The sequence below is a fragment of the Arthrobacter sp. H35-D1 genome, from assembly GCF_030063185.1.
GTDB lineage: Bacteria > Actinomycetota > Actinomycetes > Actinomycetales > Micrococcaceae > Specibacter.
Genome location: NZ_JASISP010000001.1, coordinates 618,396 through 637,833 on the forward strand (window position 1 = coordinate 618,396; position 19,438 = coordinate 637,833).

Sequence of the window (19,438 nt, forward strand, 5' to 3'; positions counted from 1 at the left end):
CAAAGAGACGGCTGTGTCCGAATCTCCCGCCAAAAAGAGCGCGGCTCGACCGCCGGTCGTTGCGCTTAGGAGATCACGCCGTCCACGAGGGCCTTCGCCTCTGCCTGGACCTGGGCCAAGTGCTCGTCGCCCTTGAAGGACTCGGCGTAAATCTTGTATACGTCCTCCGTGCCGGAGGGGCGGGCAGCGAACCAAGCATTTTCGGTGGTGACCTTGAGCCCGCCAATCGCAGCACCGTTGCCGGGCGCCTCGGTCAGCTTGGCTGTGATGTCCTCCCCGGCCAGCGTGGTGGCGGTGACGTCGGAAGCAGAGAGCTTTCCCAGCGCAGCTTTTTGCTCCCGCGTCGCCACGGCGTCGATCCTCGCGTACGACGGCGCCCCGAAGCGGGCTGTCAACTCCCCGTAGTGCGCCGAGGGTGATTTACCCGTCACTGCCGTGATTTCCGAGGCCAGCAGGGCCAACAGAATGCCGTCCTTGTCTGTGGTCCAGACGGAGCCGTCCTTCTTCACGAAGGATGCGCCGGCGGATTCCTCCCCGCCAAACACTCCCTCGCCGGAGAGCAGGCCGGGCACAAACCACTTGAACCCCACAGGCACTTCGACGAGTTGGCGGCCAAGATCTGCAGCAACCCTGTCAATGATTGAGGAGGAGACAAGCGTCTTGCCCACACCGGCGGTGGCAGGCCACTGCGAACGGTGCGTGTACAGGTACTGGATGGCCACGGCCAAATAGTGGTTGGGGTTCATCAGCCCGCCGTCGGGGGTGACAATTCCGTGCCGGTCGGCGTCGGCGTCGTTTCCGGTGGCGATGTCATACGGCGCCCCAGCCTTCAGTTTGCCAATCAGGGAGGCCATGGCCGAAGGCGAGGAGCAGTCCATGCGGATCTTCTCGTCCCAGTCAAGGGTCATGAACGACCACTGCGGGTCAACCGTGGGGTTCACCACTGTCAGGTCAAGATTGTGGCGTTCGCCAATTTCTCCCCAGTAATCAACCGAGGCGCCGCCCATGGGGTCTGCGCCGATGCGGACTCCGGCAGCACGGATGGCGTCCAAGTCAAGGACCGAAGGGAGATCGTCAACATAGCCGGAGAGGAAATCAAACTTCCCCGTCGTTGATGCTGCCATGGCCTCGGGCAGCTGAACGCGGCGCACACCGCGCAGACCGGCTTCCAACAGCTCATTGGCGCGGTTGGCGATCCAGCCCGTGGCGTCGGAGTCGGCCGGTCCGCCGTGCGGGGGGTTGTACTTGAAGCCGCCATCGCCGGGCGGATTGTGTGAAGGGGTGACGACAATGCCGTCGGCCAGTGCCTCGGTGCGGCCCTTGTTGTGGGACAGGATGGCGTGCGAAACGGCAGGGGTGGGCGTGTAGCCGTGGCGGGCGTCAATCAGCACCTCAACACCGTTGCCGGCCAGCACCTCAAGGGCGGTGTTTTGCGCCGGCTCGCTCAGGGCGTGCGTGTCCTTGCCCATAAACAACGGCCCCGTGATGCCCTGACCTGCCCGGTACTCCACAATGGCCTGGGTAATGGCGGCAATGTGTCCCTCGTTGAACGAGGACTTCAGGGAACTGCCACGGTGCCCGGAAGTGCCGAAGGCAACACGTTGGGCGGGATCGCCCATATCCGGGGACAGATCGTAGTAAGCGTCCATCAACGCAGAAAGATCAACAAGGTCCTGGGGAAGGGCAACTGTGCCCGCGCGACTAGCCATAACCACAGCATGACAGAGCACGGGGTAATTTGGCACCCACCGCCCATACTGTGAACCACGGATGCCCTGCATTACGATGGGAGACAGTGCAAGCCAATCTTCCCGTGCCCAAGCACAATTTTTAGCAGGAGCCAGCAGTGTCGAATCATCCGGACCAGCCGCAACCGTATACAGGAGAGCCAGCAGAGAGCACCCCTCCCGGCTACAACGCCCCAGTTGTGCCGCCGCGGTATCCCGTCCCGGCGCCCAAGGACATGAACAGCGGAGAAAACCAGCAGTACCGGAACCCGCAAGACCCGAATCTGCAAGACCAGTACGCGCAGCCTGCCCCATACGGCCAGCAGCAGGTCCAGAACCCGCCGCTTGCCCAGTACAGCCAGCCCCAATACCAGCAGCCGCAGTACCAGCAGCAGTACCCGCCGCCCGCCTATTACCAGGGCGGCCCAGGCTATGTGGTGCCCAATAGCGGACCTCGGGGCATGAGCCTTGCCAGCATGATCATTGGTCTGACCTCGCTGTTCTTGTTGGGATGGTTCATTGTTCCGCAGATTGTGGGGATCGTGCTGGGACACATGGGCCTGAAAAAGGAGAGCCCGCAGGGAAAGGCGTTTTCCATCACCGGCCTTATCACCAACTACCTGGCCCTGCTGGTTTGGGGCGGCATCTACCTGTTTTACATCTTCATCATTGTTGCTGTGGCGGGCACCAGCGGAAGCGACTTCAGCCGGCTGTAGACCCCCCTGCGCAAACGCGTGCATGCGTCCACAAACGACGGCGGCACCTTACTTTCGGTAAAATCGAAAGGTAAGGTGCCGCCGTCGTTCTTGGGAAAAGAACTTAGATCACGCCGGCCATCAGTTTCTTGATGGGCTTCTTGACCAGGAACAACAAGACGCCAAAGGCAATGGAGACCAGGCCGACCACAAGGAAGTACGGGGTCTCGTGCTCGGGGTTGTACCACTGGGCCAGCACGCCCGACATGGCGGTGCCGAGGGCCACCGAGAGGAAGAACAAGGCCACCATCTGGGTCTGGAACGCGTCCGGGGCCAGCTTGGTGGCCAGCGAGAGCCCCACAGGGGACAGCAGAAGTTCGGCGATTGTGAACAGCAGCAAAATGAACACGATCGCCAGCATGGGCACCGCCGCCATCCCGGCAAACGGAATGAAGGAGAGATAGGCCAGGCCCATCACGACCAGGGCGACGGAGAATTTCACCGGAGTGCCGGGCTGCCGCGCTCCCCACTTGGTCCAAATCGCGGCAAACACGCCGGCCAGCACGATGATGAACACCGGGTTGATGGAGGAAACCCAGCTGGCGGGAATTTCCCAGCCGAGGATGGTTCGGTCAAGACGCTTGTCCGAATACAACGCAATCACGGTGAATTGCTGCTGGAAAAGCGACCAGAAGACGGCACTGGCCAAAAACAGCGGCATGAAGGAATACACCCGGCTGCGTTCGACGCCGGTCACCGTCTTGTTCGCCAAGATCACGGCAAAGTAGGCGACGGTCGCAATGACAACGACGGCGACGATGATCCACTTCAGATTCTCGGCGGTGATGAGCTTGAAGGCCACGGCCACCGCAATCAGCGCGACGGCTGCGACGGCCGCGGCGGCGAACTTGGCCCGCTCCGACTTGGGCAGTGGGTTGGCGATGCGGTGCGCGGCCTCGGGCAGGTTCTTGCGGGTCAGTCCGTACTGCAGCAGGCCGAAAGCCATGCCCACGGCGGCTGCGGCAAATCCAACGTGGAATCCCCAGGTGACTTGCAGCCAGCCGGTGACCAGCGGGCCAATCAGGCCGCCAATGTTGATGCCCATGTAGAAGATGGAGAAACCGGCGTCGCGCCGTTCGTCGTCCTTCGCGTACAGGGTTCCCACCAGTGAGGTGGCGTTGGCTTTCAGCCCATCGGAGCCCACGCCAATGAGGATCAAGCCAGTCGCCAGGCCGGCCGCACCCGGCAGGAACGCCAAGGACAAGTGGCCGGCCATGATCATGATGGCGCTGTAGAACAGGACTTTCTCGGATCCCAGGAGACGGTCGGCAACCCAGGCACCCAAAATGGTGGAAAGGTACACGCCACCGCCGTAGGCTCCCACAATCCCGAGGGCGGTGCCCTCGTCAATCCCGAGGCCTCCACGGGTGACTGAGTAGTACATGTAGTAGGCAAGAATGCCCTGCATGCCATAGAACGAGAACCGTTCCCACAGCTCAACGCTGAAGAGGTTCAGCAGCATCTTCGGTTGTCCAAAGAATGATGTATCGCGGGGTGTTTGGGGTGCCGTGGCCGGATCGGCGGGGCTGTTTTGTGAGCTCACAGCGCCAATTTTCGCACTGTTGCAACGTTTCGTCATATTCGGGCAGGATAAACGGCTCCCTCGAGGGATACGCTTAAGCCGAATATGTCTTTAGTTGCAAGGAGAAAACACATGTCAGAAGTCATGAATGCCACTGTTGCCGAGCTGCCCGGCAGCGCCGTGATTTTGGATGTTCGCGAAGACTACGAGTGGGCGGCCGGACATGTGGACGGTGCCATCCACATTCCGTTGGAGCAACTTCCGGAGCGCCTGGACGAGTTGGACCCGGACATCGACCTGTACGTCATCTGCCGCACCGGCGGGCGATCTTTCCGCGCCACCACATGGCTTACCCAGAACGGCTACAGCTCGTTCAACGTGGTTGGTGGCATGGGGGCGTGGTTTGAAGCAGACAAGCCGATGATCTCCACCGACGGTGAAACTCCGCGCGTCCTCTAGTCCTTCCCTCCATTTCAACCGACAGGTCCTTATGACTTCCGTGCCTCTTGATTCCGCCCTGCCCCTGACATTCCTTGGGCCGGAGGGGACTTTTACCGAATCTGCCCTGTTGCAGGTACCCGGTGCCGCCGGAGCGCAGCGGATACCTTCCAGCAATGCGGCTGCAGCCCTCGCCAAAGTGCGCACGGGGGAAGCCTTTGCGGCCATGTTGCCGATTGAGAACTCCATTGAGGGAGGGGTTCCGGCCACGCTGGATGCCATCTCCAACGGCGTCGAGCTGCGGATACTCCATGAAGTGGTGGTGCCTGTCAGCTTCGTGCTGGTGGCCCGGGCGGGTGTTTCCCTAGCCGACATCAGGGCCGTGGGCACGCACCCGCATGCCTGGGCGCAAACCCGCGAGTGGTTTGGCGAACACCTGCCGTTGGCCACCCATGTGCCGGCAAATTCGACGGCGGCTGCCGCCCATGAGCTGGTGGCCGGCACCGATGCTTTCCAAGCCGCAGTGTGCGCACCCCTCGTTGCCGAGCAAACGGGGCTTAGCATTCTTGCCGCAGGCATTGAGGACAATATTGGTGCCGTCACCCGGTTTGTGTTGGTGGGCCAGCCCGGTTCGCTGCCCGAACCGACAGGGGCGGACAAGACCACTCTGGCGATCCCGCTGCCCGAGGACCACCCCGGCGCCTTGATGGCCATCCTGGAGCAATTTGCCAGCCGCGGCGTGAACTTGAGCAGGATTGAGTCCCGGCCCACGGGCCAATTCCTGGGCCACTACACGTTCAGTGTCGATGTGGACGGGCACATCCGCGACGCACGGGTGGCCGATGCGCTGCGTGGCCTGCATCGGGTGAGCCCCGGCATCCGTTTCCTGGGCTCTTACCCGCGGGCCGACCAGCAGCCGCCATCGATTCGTGCCTACAACTCGGACACGGCATTCGCCGAGGCAGGTGCCTGGGTTGAGGCCTTGGCTGGACAAGCTGCGGCCGGATAGGCAACGGCGGGTGCAGCACTGAACAATCTCCTCTCGCAGTGCGTTGCCCGCGGCGGGTCCCCTTTCGCTCGGGGGCGGGCAAGCCTATGCTATGCATATCTCCACAAACCGTTGTTTTGCGGAGGGAAACACAGCTCCCAGCACGGAAGAGGCGATGCAACCATGGATCCGACCACAGGCAAGCACGACAGCCAAGAGGGAACCATTGTGAACCCCGGACGGGGGGACGAAAAGGACACTTCTGTGGGTGACGAGAGCGACGACGCCAACGAGCTGCGCTTTGACGAAGAGGCGCGACTCATTGAGGAGCAGTCGCACCGCCCTGAAACGGACTGATCCCGTTCCCGCACGGCCTCGTGTTTTCGGGGCGTGTTCTCGGGGCGCGACTTTTCCTGCCAGGCGCCTACTGGAGCGTGTCCGGCGAGGCCACGCGCACCAGCACGGCCTTGTTCTCCACGCTGATCTTCACGCAGGTCGCCGGCCCCGACGGGTCGCCGTCGATCTGCGTCTCCACCGGCATGACCGTGCGGATAATCAGCTTCTGGGAACGGTAGAAATCAATGACTGGCAAGTGGGTCTTGTGCTGAAAGAGCACTTTTGTGGCCATCGCCGCCCAGCCAATGGCACTGCGGGGGCTGATCACCACAACGTCCAGGACGCCGTCGTCAATCAAGGCGCCTGGCACAAAGTCGATCCCGCCGGGAAGCAGCCCGCAATTGGCGAACAACACCGAACGGACCTTGCGCTGCTGGGCCGGTTCGTCGTCAAGGGCAATGCTGATCTTCTTGCGCCGCCCGGCCATGTGCCGCAACCCGGCTTCGCTGTAGGCAAGCCAACCCACGTGTTCCTTGAGCTTGGAATTTGTGTCGTTCATGACGTCGGCGTCCATGCCCAGCCCGGCAATCACCATGAATGAGTGCCTGGAAGCGGACCCGGTGATCTCGTCCTGAATTTCCATCAAGCCGGCGTCGATGTGGCGCTGGTGTCCAAACAAGGCAGTCTGGACGCAGTCGGCAATGTCCGTGACATTGAGGTTCAGGTTGCGGGCCAGCAGGTTTCCGGTGCCCAGCGGGATGATGGCCAGCGGAATCTCGGTGTGCCGCAGGGTCTGGGCCACGGCGCGGACCGTGCCGTCGCCGCCGCCGGCAATCACGACGTCGGCCTTGGCTGCCAGCGCCGCGGCAGCCATGGCGAAGCCCGGGTCGTTTTCGGTGGTTTCCAAGAAGATGGGTGCCGGCCATCCGGCCTTGGAAACCGAACGGGTGATGAGGGTCGTGGCGGCCTCGGCCCCGTGTTTGGTGGGGTTGTAGATGAACGCCACCTGCTGTTTTGCCAAGTGAATTTTGTGCGGGGAGTCGGCCACCGCACTGCGCGTGTGTTTTTGGGCGAGCTTGCGCACACCCAGCCAGCTGAAGGCGACGGCCAGCACAATGGCGGCCACAATGACGATAACGAGAATTTCAGTTGGCATGATTATCCAACCTTAGCCCGTGAACTTGTTTTGATTGGATAGGCTTAGCAAGTGATCGATGTACGAGACCTCTGCGAAAATCCTGAAAATTACCGTGCCAGCCAGCGTGCCCGTGGTGCCGATGTGTCCGTGGTGGACTCCATCATGGCCGCCGACGCCGCCCGCAAGTCTGCGATCAGCTCCTTTGAGTCCTTGCGCGCCGAGCAAAAGACCTTCGGCAAGAAGGTCGCCGCGGCCAAGGGCGAGGAAAAGCAGGCCCTGCTGGCCGAAGTCAAGGACCTGGCGGCCGCCGTCAAGGCAGCCTCCGCAGCGTCGGATGAGGCTGCAGGCACCCAGGATGCGCTGGTGCGCAGCATGGCCAACTTGGTCTCCGCTGGTGTCCCGGAAGGTGGCGAGGACGACTTCATTGTGGTAAAAACTGTTGGCACGCCGCGCGAATTTCCCGACTTCGCCCCTCGCGACCACCTGGAAATTGGCGAGCTCATTGGTGCCATCGACATGGAACGCGGCGCCAAAGTCTCCGGTTCGCGCTTTTACTTCCTGAAGGGTGTGGGCGCCCGCCTGGAAATGGCGCTGCTGAACATGGCCATGGACCAGGCCATTGCGGCCGGGTTCACCCCCATGATCACACCCACCCTGGTGCGCCCGGAGACCATGGCCGGCACCGGCTTCGACGTGGAGCACGACGCCGAAATCTACCGCCTGGCCGAGGACGACCTCTACCTGGTGGGCACCTCCGAGGTGGCGCTGGCCGGCTACCACGGCAACGAAATTATCAACGTCCAGGAGCCCGTGCGGTACGCTGGCTGGTCCTCCTGCTACCGCCGCGAGGCGGGCGCGTCCGGCAAGGACACGCGCGGGATCATCCGCGTCCACCAGTTCAACAAGGTGGAAATGTTTGTGTACACCACGGTGGAAAAAGCTGCCGAGGAACACGCCCGCCTGCTCGCCTGGGAAGAGGAAATGCTGGCCAAGGTGGAACTGCCGTACCGCGTCATCGACACGGCGGCAGGCGACTTGGGCCTGTCCGCCGCCCGCAAGTTCGACTGTGAGGCGTGGGTCCCCACCCAGGACGCCTACCGCGAGCTGACCTCCACCTCCAACTGCACAACCTTCCAGGCCCGCCGCCTGAACATCCGTGAGCGCCAGCCAGCGGACGACGGCGGCAAGGGCGGCACACGCGCCGTGGCCACCCTCAACGGAACCCTGGCCACGACCCGCTGGATCGTTGCCATCCTGGAACACCACCAGAACGTCGACGGCTCCGTCACCGTCCCGGCGGCCCTGCGCAAGTACCTGGGCGGCATGGAAGTGTTCCCCGTGCTGTAGTTGCCGTGTCGGGGTGAACGCCGGGCAAATACTCACAGTGTGGATGAAAGCGTGAGTGTTTACCCGGCGTTTGGCATTTCCACCAGCTTAGACTGGGTGTATGTGGGGCAACGATGCACAGGGAATCAACGTGTTGGTCGCAGACGACCAGCCACTCATGCGGCGCGCGCTAATGATGTTTGTCAACGCCGCGCCCGGAATGCAGACGGTGGGGGAGGCCTGTGACGGACAGGCGGCGGTCCAGCAATGTGCTGCATTGAGCCCTGATGTGGTGCTGATAGACATGCAGATGCCAGTCATGAACGGTGTCGAAGCCACAGGGCACATTGTGAAGGCCCACCCAGAGGTGCGTGTCATTGCGGTCACCACTTTTTCTTCCGAACTCTACTTGGTGCCGGCGCTGCGGGCCGGGGCCTCGGGATATTTGCTCAAGGACGCCGAACCTGAACAGATTGTGACAGCGATTCGCCAGGTGCATGGCGGCGGGTCCGTGCTTTCCGCACTCGTCACACAGCAGCTGATCTCCTCGATCCGCCAGACACCGGCCCCGCGGGTAGGCAGCGCCGACGACAGCGTCGAACCGTTGTCCGAACGGGAAGAGATGGTTGTGTGCCTGCTGGGGAGGGGCATGTCGAATGCGGAAATCGCCGCCGGCCTCCACCTCTCCGAAGCAACCGTCAAGACTCACATGGGCAGGATCATGGCCAAGTGGAAGGTGCGTGACAGGGTTCAGGTCGTCATCAAGGCCGCCAGGGCCGGCCTGATCTGCATCGACTGACGCCGGGTGGGCGAACTTGCCGCTGCTGGCCGTGCATGTCTCATTGGATTTCCGTATCAACAGTGTCAACGGGGGCGGCGAACGGGCCGGTCAACAGTCCTGCGCCGCGGGAGCCGGGATCTGGGACACCTGCGTGTTTCAGCAGCGCACATTCCTCGTGCCACGCGTACCCGGGCAGGGAAGTTAGCTGCGGGGTGCGGGTGGCGGGGACCAGAGGCTCGGGGACGGAACCAAGTGCGGAGAGCAGGCGGCCCCACCCATCCTCGGCCAGCGAGCCATCACTGCGTGAGGGCTCGGCCAACCCGGTGTGCTGGCGCAGCAGGCGTTTGCCGGCCAAATAGCCGCCAGGACGTTTCATTTCCCGCAGATGGGCCGAATGCGGCAGGATCGGCTCCAGCTCCTCTAGAAAAGGTGCATCCAGAGCCTCGCGCAGAAATACTGACCGTCGCAGCGCCATCAGCCCACTGCCGACGGTGAGGCCCGCCGAGCGGGCCCATGCAAGCCGGTCTTCACCTTTCTCCGGTTCCTGGGCCCAGCGGTGCAGGAGTTGAAGGGGTGCTTGTCCAAGGCCCCCCAGGACATCTGCAGCAGCAGGAAGGTGGTCTCCCGGTGCCAGGTGGGCGGTTCCTTCCCACGGACCTCTGTATGCGACCCGGAGCCCGGCAGCGTGTGCTGCCTCAATCAACGGCCTCACCCAGTCCGGTCCACGGAGTCGCATTCCCACCCATCCGACCCCGTGTGCCAAGACGGTTTCCAGGGCGGCCCGGAGCGAGCGCCGGTCCCCGATCCAGTACTCACGGTCGGAAGCGGGGACTGTGTCGACCAGGACCGGGCCGCCTCCGGCGATCCGGGGGACGGGCTGGCCGTCATTGACACGGAGGCGGACCAACTCGCGCAAAATGGCCAGTTCTTCCCAGCTGGAACCCTCGATTCTGATTCCAGTCAGTCCGTTGTCCGCCCACAGCTCCAGGATCTTCCGTGGGGCCCGGTCCAGCGGGTCGGTTTGGGCAAGACGGTAGCCGCCTATTCCGGCGGAGGAATCCACGGCATGGACAGGGCTGCTGCCGGATTCATGTTCTGGGGCGTGGTCTGGGAGAGGGCGTCGCGTGGTCATGTCGGCTCCTTGCCGGTGAGTGGACGAATTGACGCTGGACCCAGCGCTGATAGAGCATATGTGCCGGAACTGAGACGAGGGCAGCACCCCCGGCCCATGCGCCGGCTCCGAGAACCAGACCGAGCAGTAATTTACCCGCGACAGAGGCGGTGCCGAAACCCACATGGTTGAGCGCATAAGCGGCAGCGGGCAGGAGCACGGCAAGCCAGGCGGGGAACCCGGCAGTGATGAGTGCCGCCGGCATGGCCACGCGGAAAAACGACTCCTCGCCCAGCACGGTAAGCAGGGAGAGCCCCCAAAACCGGACAGGTGCCCGCGCTGTTCGTGCAACGTCGCGCATCGTTTCTGCCCGCCCTGGCAGATTCAATGACAGCAGCTCCACCGGAAGTGCATTGGTGCGGGTCCCGGCCGGCCGATGCAGAAGCCCAACCAAATCATGTTCGGTGCGGAATGAGACCCGTGCCAAGCCGACGGCGGCCGCGGCGGCCAGGAGGGTGGCCAAGGGTGACCCCAGATGCCCCAGCGCAAGCCAGGCGATGATTTCCCCGTTGTCCCAGGACCCCGGGAACTGGTGCAGCAGGGCGCCTGCACCGGCGAGGCACGCAGCGCCGAGGACAACAGGGGCGGCCACCGACAAATGCTTCCTCCACCCCGGGCGTGCACTGCACACCGCTGCAGTCAGGCCCAGCAGGATGAAAACGGCCAGGGCCGCGCCCAATACCGCATTCATGGCCTCAGCCTCCGTGACCGAGCCTGTTGGGGCGGCCGAGCGCCAGCAGCGAAGCGACAAATTTGTCCTGGCCGGTGTATCCGAGTATGCGGTTGAGCACTTCGTCGAAATAGCCTGCAACCGGGCAGGAACCCAGTCCCTGTGCTGTGGCAACCAGGGAGAGGTTCTGCAGCAGCGCGCCTTGGTCAAGGTGCGAAATGCGGTATCCGCGGGTTTTGTACTTCCAGGCAACCTTCTGTTGGTCATTGGCCAGCACCAGGACTGCCGGTGCGTAAAACAGCCACTCGGATTCAAAGGTAGCTGTGACCAGGGACAGGCGCATATCCCCTTTCAGCCGGGGAGACAGGGCGTGCCCCACTTTGTCGTAGACGTAATAGCCGGGCTCGATCCCGCTGACGTTGTTGATGATCACGCCCAGTTCATTGCTGTCCAGCCCGCCGATGCTCGGGTATGGGAATTTAGGAATTCCGCGCACCCCGTAGCCGTCTTCGGTGTCTGTGGAACCGGCGGCAAGGCGCAAAACGGTGGAAAGCTCTTCCAACGCCAGCGCTCCACGTTCGTAGCTGCGGACCACACGCCGGCCAGCCAAAACCTGGGCAAGCGACGCTTCTTCCGTGTCTGGATCGCCAGTGGGAAGCGGGATGCCCAAAGGGTCCGGCAGCGTGTGGTGAACAAGGTCCGCCGGGAGCTGGGTGCTGGACTGCTCCGCGCCAAAGAACTCCTGGACGGAGCGTTCAAAGATGCGGTGGGCCACCCGACGCAGAACGGGGTCCTGACCGGATTCGGAAACATCCGTCGCAGAGTCCAGTGCCTCGGCCACGGCGTCCCGTCCGCTGGCAGGCAGCGCCTCCCAGCGGACGGCCACTGCCAGGGCCTCGGCGCCGGGCCCTGCAGCTTCGTCTTCAGCCCTATCGGTGGTGCTGCCCGAGAGGGCGCCCACGCCATCCGTCGCTGTCGCGTCATCCGTCTCCGGTGGCGGAGGAGAAAATTCTTCCGATTCCGCTGACAGAGTGAGCACTGCCGCCAGCGACCGTTCAACCCCGTCGCATCCCAACGCCCGATTGGCCAGGGCATCGATGAACGCATCCACAATCTGTATGGAGATCCCGCTGTTCGCGGACGCACCGGCCGCGAACAAGGCCCCGGCGACTACCCCGGCTGCCAACCCAACACTTCGTGCGGCGCGGTCGCCGGTGAGATATGAAGCCCGGGTCAAATGTCCGACCACGAACAGCAGGCCGTCGCTGGCCGCGAGGTCGCGGTCGGGGAATGCCTCCTGCAGCTCCCCCGCCTGAACATCGCTCCACTGCTTCTCGCTAATGAAACCAGGCGCCCCGGGCACGCTGCGCCAAAGGATGCCTTCTGCGAGCAAGAGGACATCCACCGTGTACATCGCGTCCACGGCTGCGGCATTGCTCCATAGCGGGCTCAACAACTGCTGGAAGCGCGGGGGCAGGTTCTGTGCGTGCATGCTCCAGCGTGAGCCGTCGCGGTGCAACCGTGTGAATGCCGAAAGGGTGGTTTCAAAATAAAATTTGCGCACGGTTGCCCGGGTGGCGGCGTCCGGCAGGCGGTTGAAACTGGCATGGGTGTGTTGGGAATTGAACTGGTAGGCCTCTGAAAGGGAACCGGTCAAGGAGGCGATGCGGCTGGTTGTCGCGTCGATGGTGTCCGGATCCAGTTCGGTCACAGTAGTCGGGGGAATCAGGGTCTGCTCAAGCATGCGTTTGAGCTGATCCTCAGGGCGTGTTCTCATGGCAGGGCTCCTCTGGCGGTGGTGGCTCGGATGACTACAGGAACGGGTGACGGAGGTCGTTGCGGTTGGCCAGGTCGCGGGGTGTCCTGGCAAGGCGCATGACTCGGTCACGGATCACGTGCATTCGTTCCAGATCCAAGCGCAGGACATGGTTCTCCAGAAAGCTGCCCTTGCCTGTGAGATGTTGAAGCACGGAAAGCGAGGCGTAGGATGCGGCCAGGTCGGCGACTGCGTACGGCACCGGTGCCGTTGCCGGTACGGCCGCGGTTGCGGTCTTGAGGAACTGGTAGTCCATTCGCATAGTTCGGCCGGACTCGTCCATGGTGTCCAGGTCGTAGTAGCCGACGGTCATGCCCGGGATAAATGTCGGGCCCACCATGACCTCCCCGCCGTCAACGTAAACCAGCTGCCAGGGTGTCCCGGTTTCCATGGCGGCCTCGTCAGCGTCATAAAAAAGTCCAGGGTTCAGCGCGTCTGCGGCGACCACCACAAAATCGCAGTCCTCAAATGCAGTTATCAGCTCTGCGGCCTGCTCAACCGGGCGTCGGAGCAGGTCCGTAAGCTGCCGTGCAACGGCAGTGCCGACCCGCCCCTCTCCCACCACGGCGAGTTGGGCGGCCGCTGGAATCCCTGGACTGCCGAGTCCTGCGATCGCGTAGCCGTAGTTCCGGTCGGCATCGGGGATCAAGGCATGCCCGTCCAGAAGATGTTGGGTGAACTCAGCTGCGTCCAGCGCATCCGTGTCCGTAGACGACGCCGCCTCGGTTACAGTTCGCGGGACGGCGAATGCTTCAGCGAAGTTGGCCAGCCTACCCCGCCCTTTCGTGTCCTCGATCCTGTGGGAGGTGGCCGACCTTGACCCATGGCGGATAAAGACCTCATTGTCGGAACAACGGATGATCGCCACAGCAGGGTTGACGAGAAGTCGCGGTGCGTCGGCGGGGGCCTGGGTGGTGTCGGTTTGGTTGATGATGGTCTGGGTCATGGAATTTCCTCCTGGTGAAGGGACGTGGATGCCCGAGGTGGATGTTCAGAGGTTTCTGCTGCTTTGCCGGATAAATGCCTTGGATCGAAGTGCGAATGCGGTGAAAATCAAGGCTCCCGTGCTGGTGGCGATGATGGCACCGGCCCACAGCGGGTAGGAGGGGGCCAGCATGAACCCGCCCACCAGGGAGTACATGCAGTAGGCGGCGGTGGAGACCACCCCGAACCAGTGCCTGCGGGCCAGGAATACGATTCCGGAGGCCAGAAACGCCAAGGTGAGGAACAAACCTGCATCGATTGCGGTGGGAGGGATGGCTCCCGGGACACCGACGGGATTTAGCACCCCCACCACAACAAGTGGCGCCTTGAGCGAAAGTGAGACGATTGCCGCCCGGACAAAGAAGGAGCCGGACGGGGTGGATGCGGTGCTTCGAAGTGTCGCCATGGCTTCTCCTCAGGGGTAGGGCAAAGGATCAGTGGGCATGTCGGCGAGGGTCCAGTCGTGTTCCTGGAGACCAAGTTTGGTGCGCAGCGTCCGGTAACGGGGGTGGCCCAGCATGGGCAAATTCGGTGGAAATGCAGGGACCAATTCGGGGACGAAGACCTTGCGCAGCCTCACCTTGCGGAATGACTCCGGGGTGAGGTCAAAGGCGATGGGGGTGAAGCCGTTGTGACGGAAAAGTTCCAGCACGGCCGAATACTCGTCGGAAGGATTGGAGGAGGGCAACTCCGACAAGAGGACTGTGGGCTGCATCGGAGAACGGAAGTACCAGTCCAATTTGGGCTGGTTTTCCTGGTATCCGTAGTAAGGAACCACTTGGATGAAATTCTTGAAATCCGCAGGTTTGGCATCCCTGTTTATGCCAAACATGCGGCTAAAGCCCATGGCCAGTTCCCAGTCCTCGGCCAACATCGGCGTGCGGACCATGCGTTCGGCCTGGACCACTTCACTCAGGGCGCTGCGTATGGCTGCTTCGATGCTTAAACCGACTCCGCCGCCGGCCATGTAGGCGTTTTCATCCAAGTCTTCTTCAAAGTTGATGGCGGTGACGACGTAAACGTCCTCAATGTCCAGACGGTGGAGATAAAAGTCCATGCCCACCCCCGCCCGTTCGGCGTCGGTGAGCCACTGGTTGATGGCAGGATCGGCAAAGGGCCGGTCCACGACAATCCGGGACAGGGGCACCTTGCAAAACCAGGACAGATTCACGGCATCACGTTCAATGACTTCCAACAATCCGTGGCTGAGTGCCTCTTCATCGGTGACGTGGGTCGCCAGGCCACCGGAACTGGAAGCGCCAATCCGGGCTTCGCCCGGCTCAGAGATGTAGAAAAGGTGCACCAGTTGTGCGGGAACCCAGTGGCTCCCTCCCGTCAAAAGGTTGGTGCCGCGATGCCAGGTCAGCGTGGTGTCGGGAGTCCACCGCTGACAGCGGAAGCCCACTTCGTCCAACTGTTCGTCGGTGAAGATGCTGTAGTCCTTGGGATGGACAATGGTGAATCCACGTTGTTCCATCTGCCGGGCGGTGGCGACGGTGCGGTTCTCCGGCCCGAGCATCTCCATCGACGAAAACGACCCGAGCATGCGCTCAATGGCTTCTCCCAAGGAAGAAGCCACTGAGTCGAAGAGCGCGAGTCCCTTTCCGCCGCCGTAGATGTCCCGGTCCAGGCCGGCATTCAAGGCTCCGAGTCCAAGCATGCGCCGGAACGTGTGGTCCAGGGAGAACGGGGCGGCCGAACCTTGGTAGCCGCCAGTGCCTAGACCTGAGCGGAACGTCGTCAGGACATTTCGTATCTGGCCGAAGGGGCTGTAGACATCGAGCATTTCCTGTAATGCGGCTGAACGGTCGCTGTCCTGGGACGGCGGCGCCCAGGTCACCGAGTGATTGTAGACGGTGTGTTTCACGGTATCTCCTTGAGGGCAGGGAACGGGACGGATCATGTGCTAGGCGCGTTTCCAGAAACGCAAGCCCAAGAAGACGCAAACAATGCTCAACGGCAGGGAAATCCATAGGCGAAGCCACTGCACTGTGGTGACTTCCAGGCCGGCATAAACGCCGATCATGACGTCAAACCACTGCTTGAGCGGGTTCCATTGAAGGATGGATTGGATGGCTGACGGCAGTCCATCGATGGGGGCCGCGGCCCCGGAGCCAAAAAACAGTATGAAGAACAACGCGGCGCTGAGTGCTTGAATGGTCCGCGAACCCGCCGGGAGTGTGCCGATGAGGAATCCAAGGGCACTGAGCCAGCCGATCAATCCAAGCGTCAGTGCGATGAACCGCCATCCCCACACGGTCGGCAGCAGCCCGTGCTGGCTGGCAATGACGGCCATGACAATGCCACAGGCGGCTGCCACCAACACGAGCATCGACAGGAGCGTGGCCAGCGCAAACATCGCGCCTGGCAATGGCAGCACCCGGTACCTGCGGACCACCGAGCGGATACGAAGTTCCGCCAAATAGATGGGAAGCCCCATTAGCAACAGATTTGCCGCAACTGTTCCCAGCAGGGCTGGAAACATCACGTCTATGAACCTGGCTCCGCCGGGCAATATTTCATTGGCGTAAGGAATGCCGATGAACACATAGATGACCAGCGGAAAACCGAGAGAGAAGAAGATCGCCACGGGTTCGCGCAGGAGAAGGACGAGTTCTTGACGGAACCAGGCCGTCAGGATGTGCAGGGCCGGGGCCGCGGGTGATCTTGTCTCGTCCAAGGGGCGTGGGCTGCCGTCTGCCGGATTCCCGCCGTCCGGGTGCGGGTGCTGTACCTTAGCCGTCATGTCGATTCCTTTCGTGTTCCGGCCCGTTGTTCGTGGGGGCAGCCGCAAAGGCATACACATCCTCCAAACGAACGGGCCCGCTGAGAAGGTCGATGTAGGAAATTCTTCCGTCGGCGCGTTCGGTTTCGATCCGGCCTGCGATCTGGGTCAGCTCCTCGCGTTCGCCGACAATGCTGATGTTGTCGCCTTGCTGCAAGGGGCGCACACCGAAGGCCGCAAGGGAGCTTGCCGTTCCAGGCACAACTCCGGTCAGGCGCAGCCGCCACGTTCCGCCGGCAACGGCGAGCACCTCAGCAACGGGGCCATCGAGAATAATTCGTCCGCTGTGCAGGACCACGATTCGGTCGGCGAATGCCTCTGCTTCGCTCAGGTCGTGGGTGGAGGCCAACACGGACATGCCCCTCGAGCGCAGGTCGCGCAGGAACTCCCACAGCTCTGCACGGGCGGTCGGGTCCAAACCGCTGGTGGGTTCGTCCAGGATCAGCAGCCGGGGTCGGCCGATGCACGCCAGTGCGATGTCCAAACGGCGCTGCCAGCCTCCGGAAAGTCGGTCAATCAGCTGGTTCATCCGGTCCGAGAGGCCCAGTGAATCCAGGATGGAGTCGACCGGGCCCGGATCCCGGTAGAGCGATGACACGGATCGGACGGCTTCCTTAACCTTGAGCCGCTGCGGCAGCCCGGCTTCTTGAAGCTGGACACCGACGTCGAATCGGTGGCGGCCGCCGGGGACAACCTCGCGGTTGTTGATCGTTGCGGACCCCGAATCGGCGGTGCGCAAACCCGAAAGGATTTCCATCGCCGTTGTCTTCCCTGATCCGTTTGGCCCCACAAGAACGACAATATTTCCCGGATCGACGCTCAGATTGATGCCATCGAGTGCGGGGGTCGGCATCCCTTTGTACCGCTTATGGATGTTGGACAGCGTAGCGACGGCCATGATTTTGCCTTTCGGTGGGGAGGGGATGGGGATGACGCGGCCCAGGCGCCGGAGTCGTGTCATCCCCGGCTGGGGCTAGAAGACGGAAGCCCAGCACCAACAGCAGCAGGAGCAGCACCAGCCACCGGGGGCCACGGCGTTTTCGCCCGTGAAATGCTTCTCTTCGGCACGTCCAAGAGTTGAGATCATGTTTTTCACCTCCCAGCGGTCTCTGGATGCGGGACGACCCGCAAGTCTTGGCTTGCAGCGAAGTGCCGGTCCGGCCGGCCTTCACCCACTACGTTTCCCGAAACACGCAGCGTGGGGTATCCATCAAACGTTTTGAGATGGTGCGACGAATTGATGAACCCGAGCGGCGGGGTGGATTTGGATTCAGTGATTGGGTGAATTCGGCTCAGGGGTGCCCCACGGCCAACGGCACCGCTGGGAAGCCTGGAGAAACCCCACCACAAACAGCAAAGGCGGCACCCCTGCGTATGCACGGAGTGCTGCCTTTCGTGCCCGGAGGCCGTTCTGTGCGGGACGCTACTGCAGGGGGATACTGGCCCGGACGGTCCAACCGTGGTTGTCCGGGCCGGCACTGAATGTTCCGGCAAAGAGAGCCATTCGCTCACGCATCCCCATGAGGCCAAATCCGGATTCGGGCAGGTGCATGGGCCGGGAGTGCTCCGGCGGAGTGTTGGAAACGCTCAACTCGACGGTTTGCAGGCTGCGCGTCACTTCGATGGTGACGCGGGTGGAATCCCCCACGTGCTTGAGAATGTTGGTGGTTGATTCACGGACCGTGCGCAGCAATGCCAGTTCAATGCTGCGTGGAATGCCGGCGGTGTCCGCCAACCGGGTGGTCACCTCAATGCCCAACGATTCCATTTTGGCGGAAATTCTTTGGATTTGATCAGTCAGCGTCACTGATGAATCCTCAGCGACCGGAGCGTCGGCATCCCAGCCGGGACCGTAAAGTGCGCCCAGCATCCTCCGCAAATCCAACAGCGCATTGCGTGCCGAATCGCCTATCGCCTGTTGCGAGGATGCACGATCCGACGGGGAATCCGCGATGTCCAATACTCTGGCGTGCATCGCGACTATCGTGAGGTCGTGGGCAATGACGTCATGGAGTTCCCGAGCCAGGTGTCTGCGTTCCTCGTCAATCGCGCGCAGGCGCCGCTGCTCGAGGGCCTGCAGATCCTGCGCATGCTGCTGGTCTTTGCTGATGGAGTGCCGAAAGAAGTTGCCGATGACGGCTCCAATGCCAACCATCAGGAGATAAGCCGGCAGCAGTGCGAGTTCGCGAGGTTGGACCCAGACGAGAATGATGCACCAAAGTGCCACGAAACCCACGTAGGCGAGGAAGAATCGTCGCGTCGTGAGAGCGACTACAAAACCTGCAGTCACTGCCAGGCACGCTGCTGCGTAGGAGGCGTTGTCAACGAAGATGCAGTAAGAAGCGCCAGCGGCCACGATCACCGTACCAGCGGTCGCTTTCCAGCCTTGGACAACAAGTCCCAGGGTGATAAAAATTAGTGACGGCACCATTCCTGAACCCAGTTTTGACACGTCCCATCCGACCAGCAGCACATCCGAGGCCAGTGAAAACGCCGCCACGGCGACAAGCAGGATCTTCGTTGCCGTGGTCGCCGGCCGGTCGTGCCAAAAACCGGCCGTGGAGTGCGTGCCGCTGCCCGAAGTGTTTGGTGTCACTGTATGTTGCTGCATGCTCCCATTATGACAACGCGGCGTTGAGATGGCCCTTTGTGGCATGCCAAGTGGGGAAATACCGTGTCAGAAAAAGAATCAACACCAAGAAACCCAGCGGCAGAGGAAGCTTCGAACACCATGACCGGCGCCATAGGGGGCCGCTATTCCCCGGGTTGCTTCCGTCTGGGCAGAGACTGCAGACGGCGGCGGTGCTGCCGGCACGGGCGAAAGTGGGGCGGGAGCCCCCAACAGGACGGCCGTGAGAACAATGGCTGCAATTTTCATGGGATCCCCTTGTGGTGGTGCGACTGGTGGTGGACCAAACCCTGCCCGTGTGGCACTTTGATTCTTATATGGCGGGTGTTTGCGCACCATCCATCGATAGTCTGAATTTGTTTGCGACTTTCG

Annotated in this window: 18 protein-coding genes; 6 read left to right on the forward strand and 12 right to left on the reverse strand. The window is 62.2% G+C overall.

Annotation, left to right across the window (positions count from 1 at the left end):
• Window positions 1–65: 65 nt before the first annotated feature.
• On the reverse strand, window positions 66–1,709 hold the full coding sequence (pgm, locus tag QMG25_RS02805) for a phosphoglucomutase (alpha-D-glucose-1,6-bisphosphate-dependent) (RefSeq protein ID WP_283457096.1): 1,644 nt from the start codon (window positions 1,707–1,709) through the stop codon (window positions 66–68).
• Window positions 1,710–1,846: 137 nt separating this feature from the next.
• Here pgm and QMG25_RS02810 point away from each other — a divergent pair, with 137 nt between their 5' ends.
• Entirely contained in the window at window positions 1,847–2,443 is a 597-nt protein-coding gene (locus QMG25_RS02810; protein WP_283457098.1) for a DUF4190 domain-containing protein, read from the forward strand.
• 103 nt (window positions 2,444–2,546) lie between these two features.
• Here QMG25_RS02810 and QMG25_RS02815 read toward each other — a convergent pair whose 3' ends face one another.
• Window positions 2,547–3,944, reverse strand: coding sequence for a peptide MFS transporter (locus tag QMG25_RS02815; protein ID WP_502866338.1), 1,398 nt, complete (start codon window positions 3,942–3,944; stop codon window positions 2,547–2,549).
• A gap of 192 nt (window positions 3,945–4,136) precedes the next feature.
• On the opposite strand from QMG25_RS02815, the gene QMG25_RS02820 reads away from it, so the two are divergent.
• The 3 genes from QMG25_RS02820 to QMG25_RS02830 all read left to right on the forward strand — a co-directional run bounded on the left by QMG25_RS02820 (window position 4,137) and on the right by QMG25_RS02830 (window position 5,787).
• The gene (locus QMG25_RS02820) at window positions 4,137–4,463 is read left to right on the forward strand and encodes a rhodanese-like domain-containing protein (protein ID WP_283457102.1); all 327 of its coding nucleotides are present in this window, start codon (window positions 4,137–4,139) and stop codon (window positions 4,461–4,463) included.
• A gap of 31 nt (window positions 4,464–4,494) precedes the next feature.
• Window positions 4,495–5,451 (forward strand): prephenate dehydratase, encoded by a 957-nt coding sequence (gene pheA / locus QMG25_RS02825; RefSeq protein WP_283457103.1) that lies wholly within the window; start codon window positions 4,495–4,497, stop codon window positions 5,449–5,451.
• Window positions 5,452–5,613: 162 nt separating this feature from the next.
• Window positions 5,614–5,787, forward strand: a complete 174-nt coding sequence (locus QMG25_RS02830; protein ID WP_283457105.1) for a hypothetical protein — start codon at window positions 5,614–5,616, stop codon at window positions 5,785–5,787.
• Window positions 5,788–5,854: 67 nt separating this feature from the next.
• Here QMG25_RS02830 and QMG25_RS02835 read toward each other — a convergent pair whose 3' ends face one another.
• Window positions 5,855–6,922, reverse strand: coding sequence for a diacylglycerol/lipid kinase family protein (locus tag QMG25_RS02835; protein ID WP_283457107.1), 1,068 nt, complete (start codon window positions 6,920–6,922; stop codon window positions 5,855–5,857).
• Window positions 6,923–6,973: 51 nt separating this feature from the next.
• On the opposite strand from QMG25_RS02835, the gene serS reads away from it, so the two are divergent.
• Entirely contained in the window at window positions 6,974–8,251 is a 1,278-nt protein-coding gene (gene serS, locus QMG25_RS02840) for a serine--tRNA ligase (protein WP_283457110.1), read from the forward strand.
• A gap of 100 nt (window positions 8,252–8,351) precedes the next feature.
• A complete protein-coding gene (locus tag QMG25_RS02845; protein ID WP_283457112.1) occupies window positions 8,352–9,029 on the forward strand; it encodes a response regulator in 678 nt (225 codons plus the stop codon).
• Between the two features lie 40 nt (window positions 9,030–9,069).
• On the opposite strand, the gene QMG25_RS02850 is transcribed toward QMG25_RS02845, so the two are convergent.
• The 9 genes from QMG25_RS02850 to QMG25_RS02890 form a co-directional block, all read right to left on the reverse strand.
• Window positions 9,070–10,143 (reverse strand): hypothetical protein, encoded by a 1,074-nt coding sequence (locus tag QMG25_RS02850; protein ID WP_283457114.1) that lies wholly within the window; start codon window positions 10,141–10,143, stop codon window positions 9,070–9,072.
• Window positions 10,100–10,873: a CPBP family glutamic-type intramembrane protease gene (locus tag QMG25_RS02855; protein WP_283457115.1), complete on the reverse strand. Its 774-nt coding sequence runs from the start codon at window positions 10,871–10,873 to the stop codon at window positions 10,100–10,102. Before QMG25_RS02855 ends, QMG25_RS02850 begins: the two co-directional genes overlap by 44 nt.
• A 4-nt stretch (window positions 10,874–10,877) precedes the next feature.
• Window positions 10,878–12,629 carry a SagB/ThcOx family dehydrogenase gene (locus tag QMG25_RS02860; RefSeq protein WP_283457117.1) on the reverse strand — a complete coding sequence of 584 codons (1,752 nt, stop codon included), beginning with the start codon at window positions 12,627–12,629 and terminating at the stop codon, window positions 10,878–10,880.
• Between the two features lie 34 nt (window positions 12,630–12,663).
• A complete protein-coding gene (locus QMG25_RS02865) occupies window positions 12,664–13,614 on the reverse strand; it encodes a hypothetical protein (RefSeq protein ID WP_283457120.1) in 951 nt (316 codons plus the stop codon).
• 45 nt (window positions 13,615–13,659) lie between these two features.
• Window positions 13,660–14,058 (reverse strand): hypothetical protein, encoded by a 399-nt coding sequence (locus QMG25_RS02870; protein ID WP_283457121.1) that lies wholly within the window; start codon window positions 14,056–14,058, stop codon window positions 13,660–13,662.
• A gap of 9 nt (window positions 14,059–14,067) precedes the next feature.
• Window positions 14,068–15,519, reverse strand: a complete 1,452-nt coding sequence (locus QMG25_RS02875) for a YcaO-like family protein (protein WP_283457123.1) — start codon at window positions 15,517–15,519, stop codon at window positions 14,068–14,070.
• Window positions 15,520–15,558: 39 nt separating this feature from the next.
• Window positions 15,559–16,398 (reverse strand): ABC transporter permease, encoded by an 840-nt coding sequence (locus QMG25_RS02880; RefSeq protein WP_283457125.1) that lies wholly within the window; start codon window positions 16,396–16,398, stop codon window positions 15,559–15,561.
• Window positions 16,388–17,335 (reverse strand): ABC transporter ATP-binding protein, encoded by a 948-nt coding sequence (locus tag QMG25_RS02885; protein WP_283457127.1) that lies wholly within the window; start codon window positions 17,333–17,335, stop codon window positions 16,388–16,390. The genes QMG25_RS02880 and QMG25_RS02885 overlap by 11 nt, the downstream gene beginning before the upstream one ends.
• A gap of 525 nt (window positions 17,336–17,860) precedes the next feature.
• Window positions 17,861–19,048: a sensor histidine kinase gene (locus QMG25_RS02890; protein ID WP_283457130.1), complete on the reverse strand. Its 1,188-nt coding sequence runs from the start codon at window positions 19,046–19,048 to the stop codon at window positions 17,861–17,863.
• Between the last annotated feature and the right edge of the window lie 390 nt (window positions 19,049–19,438).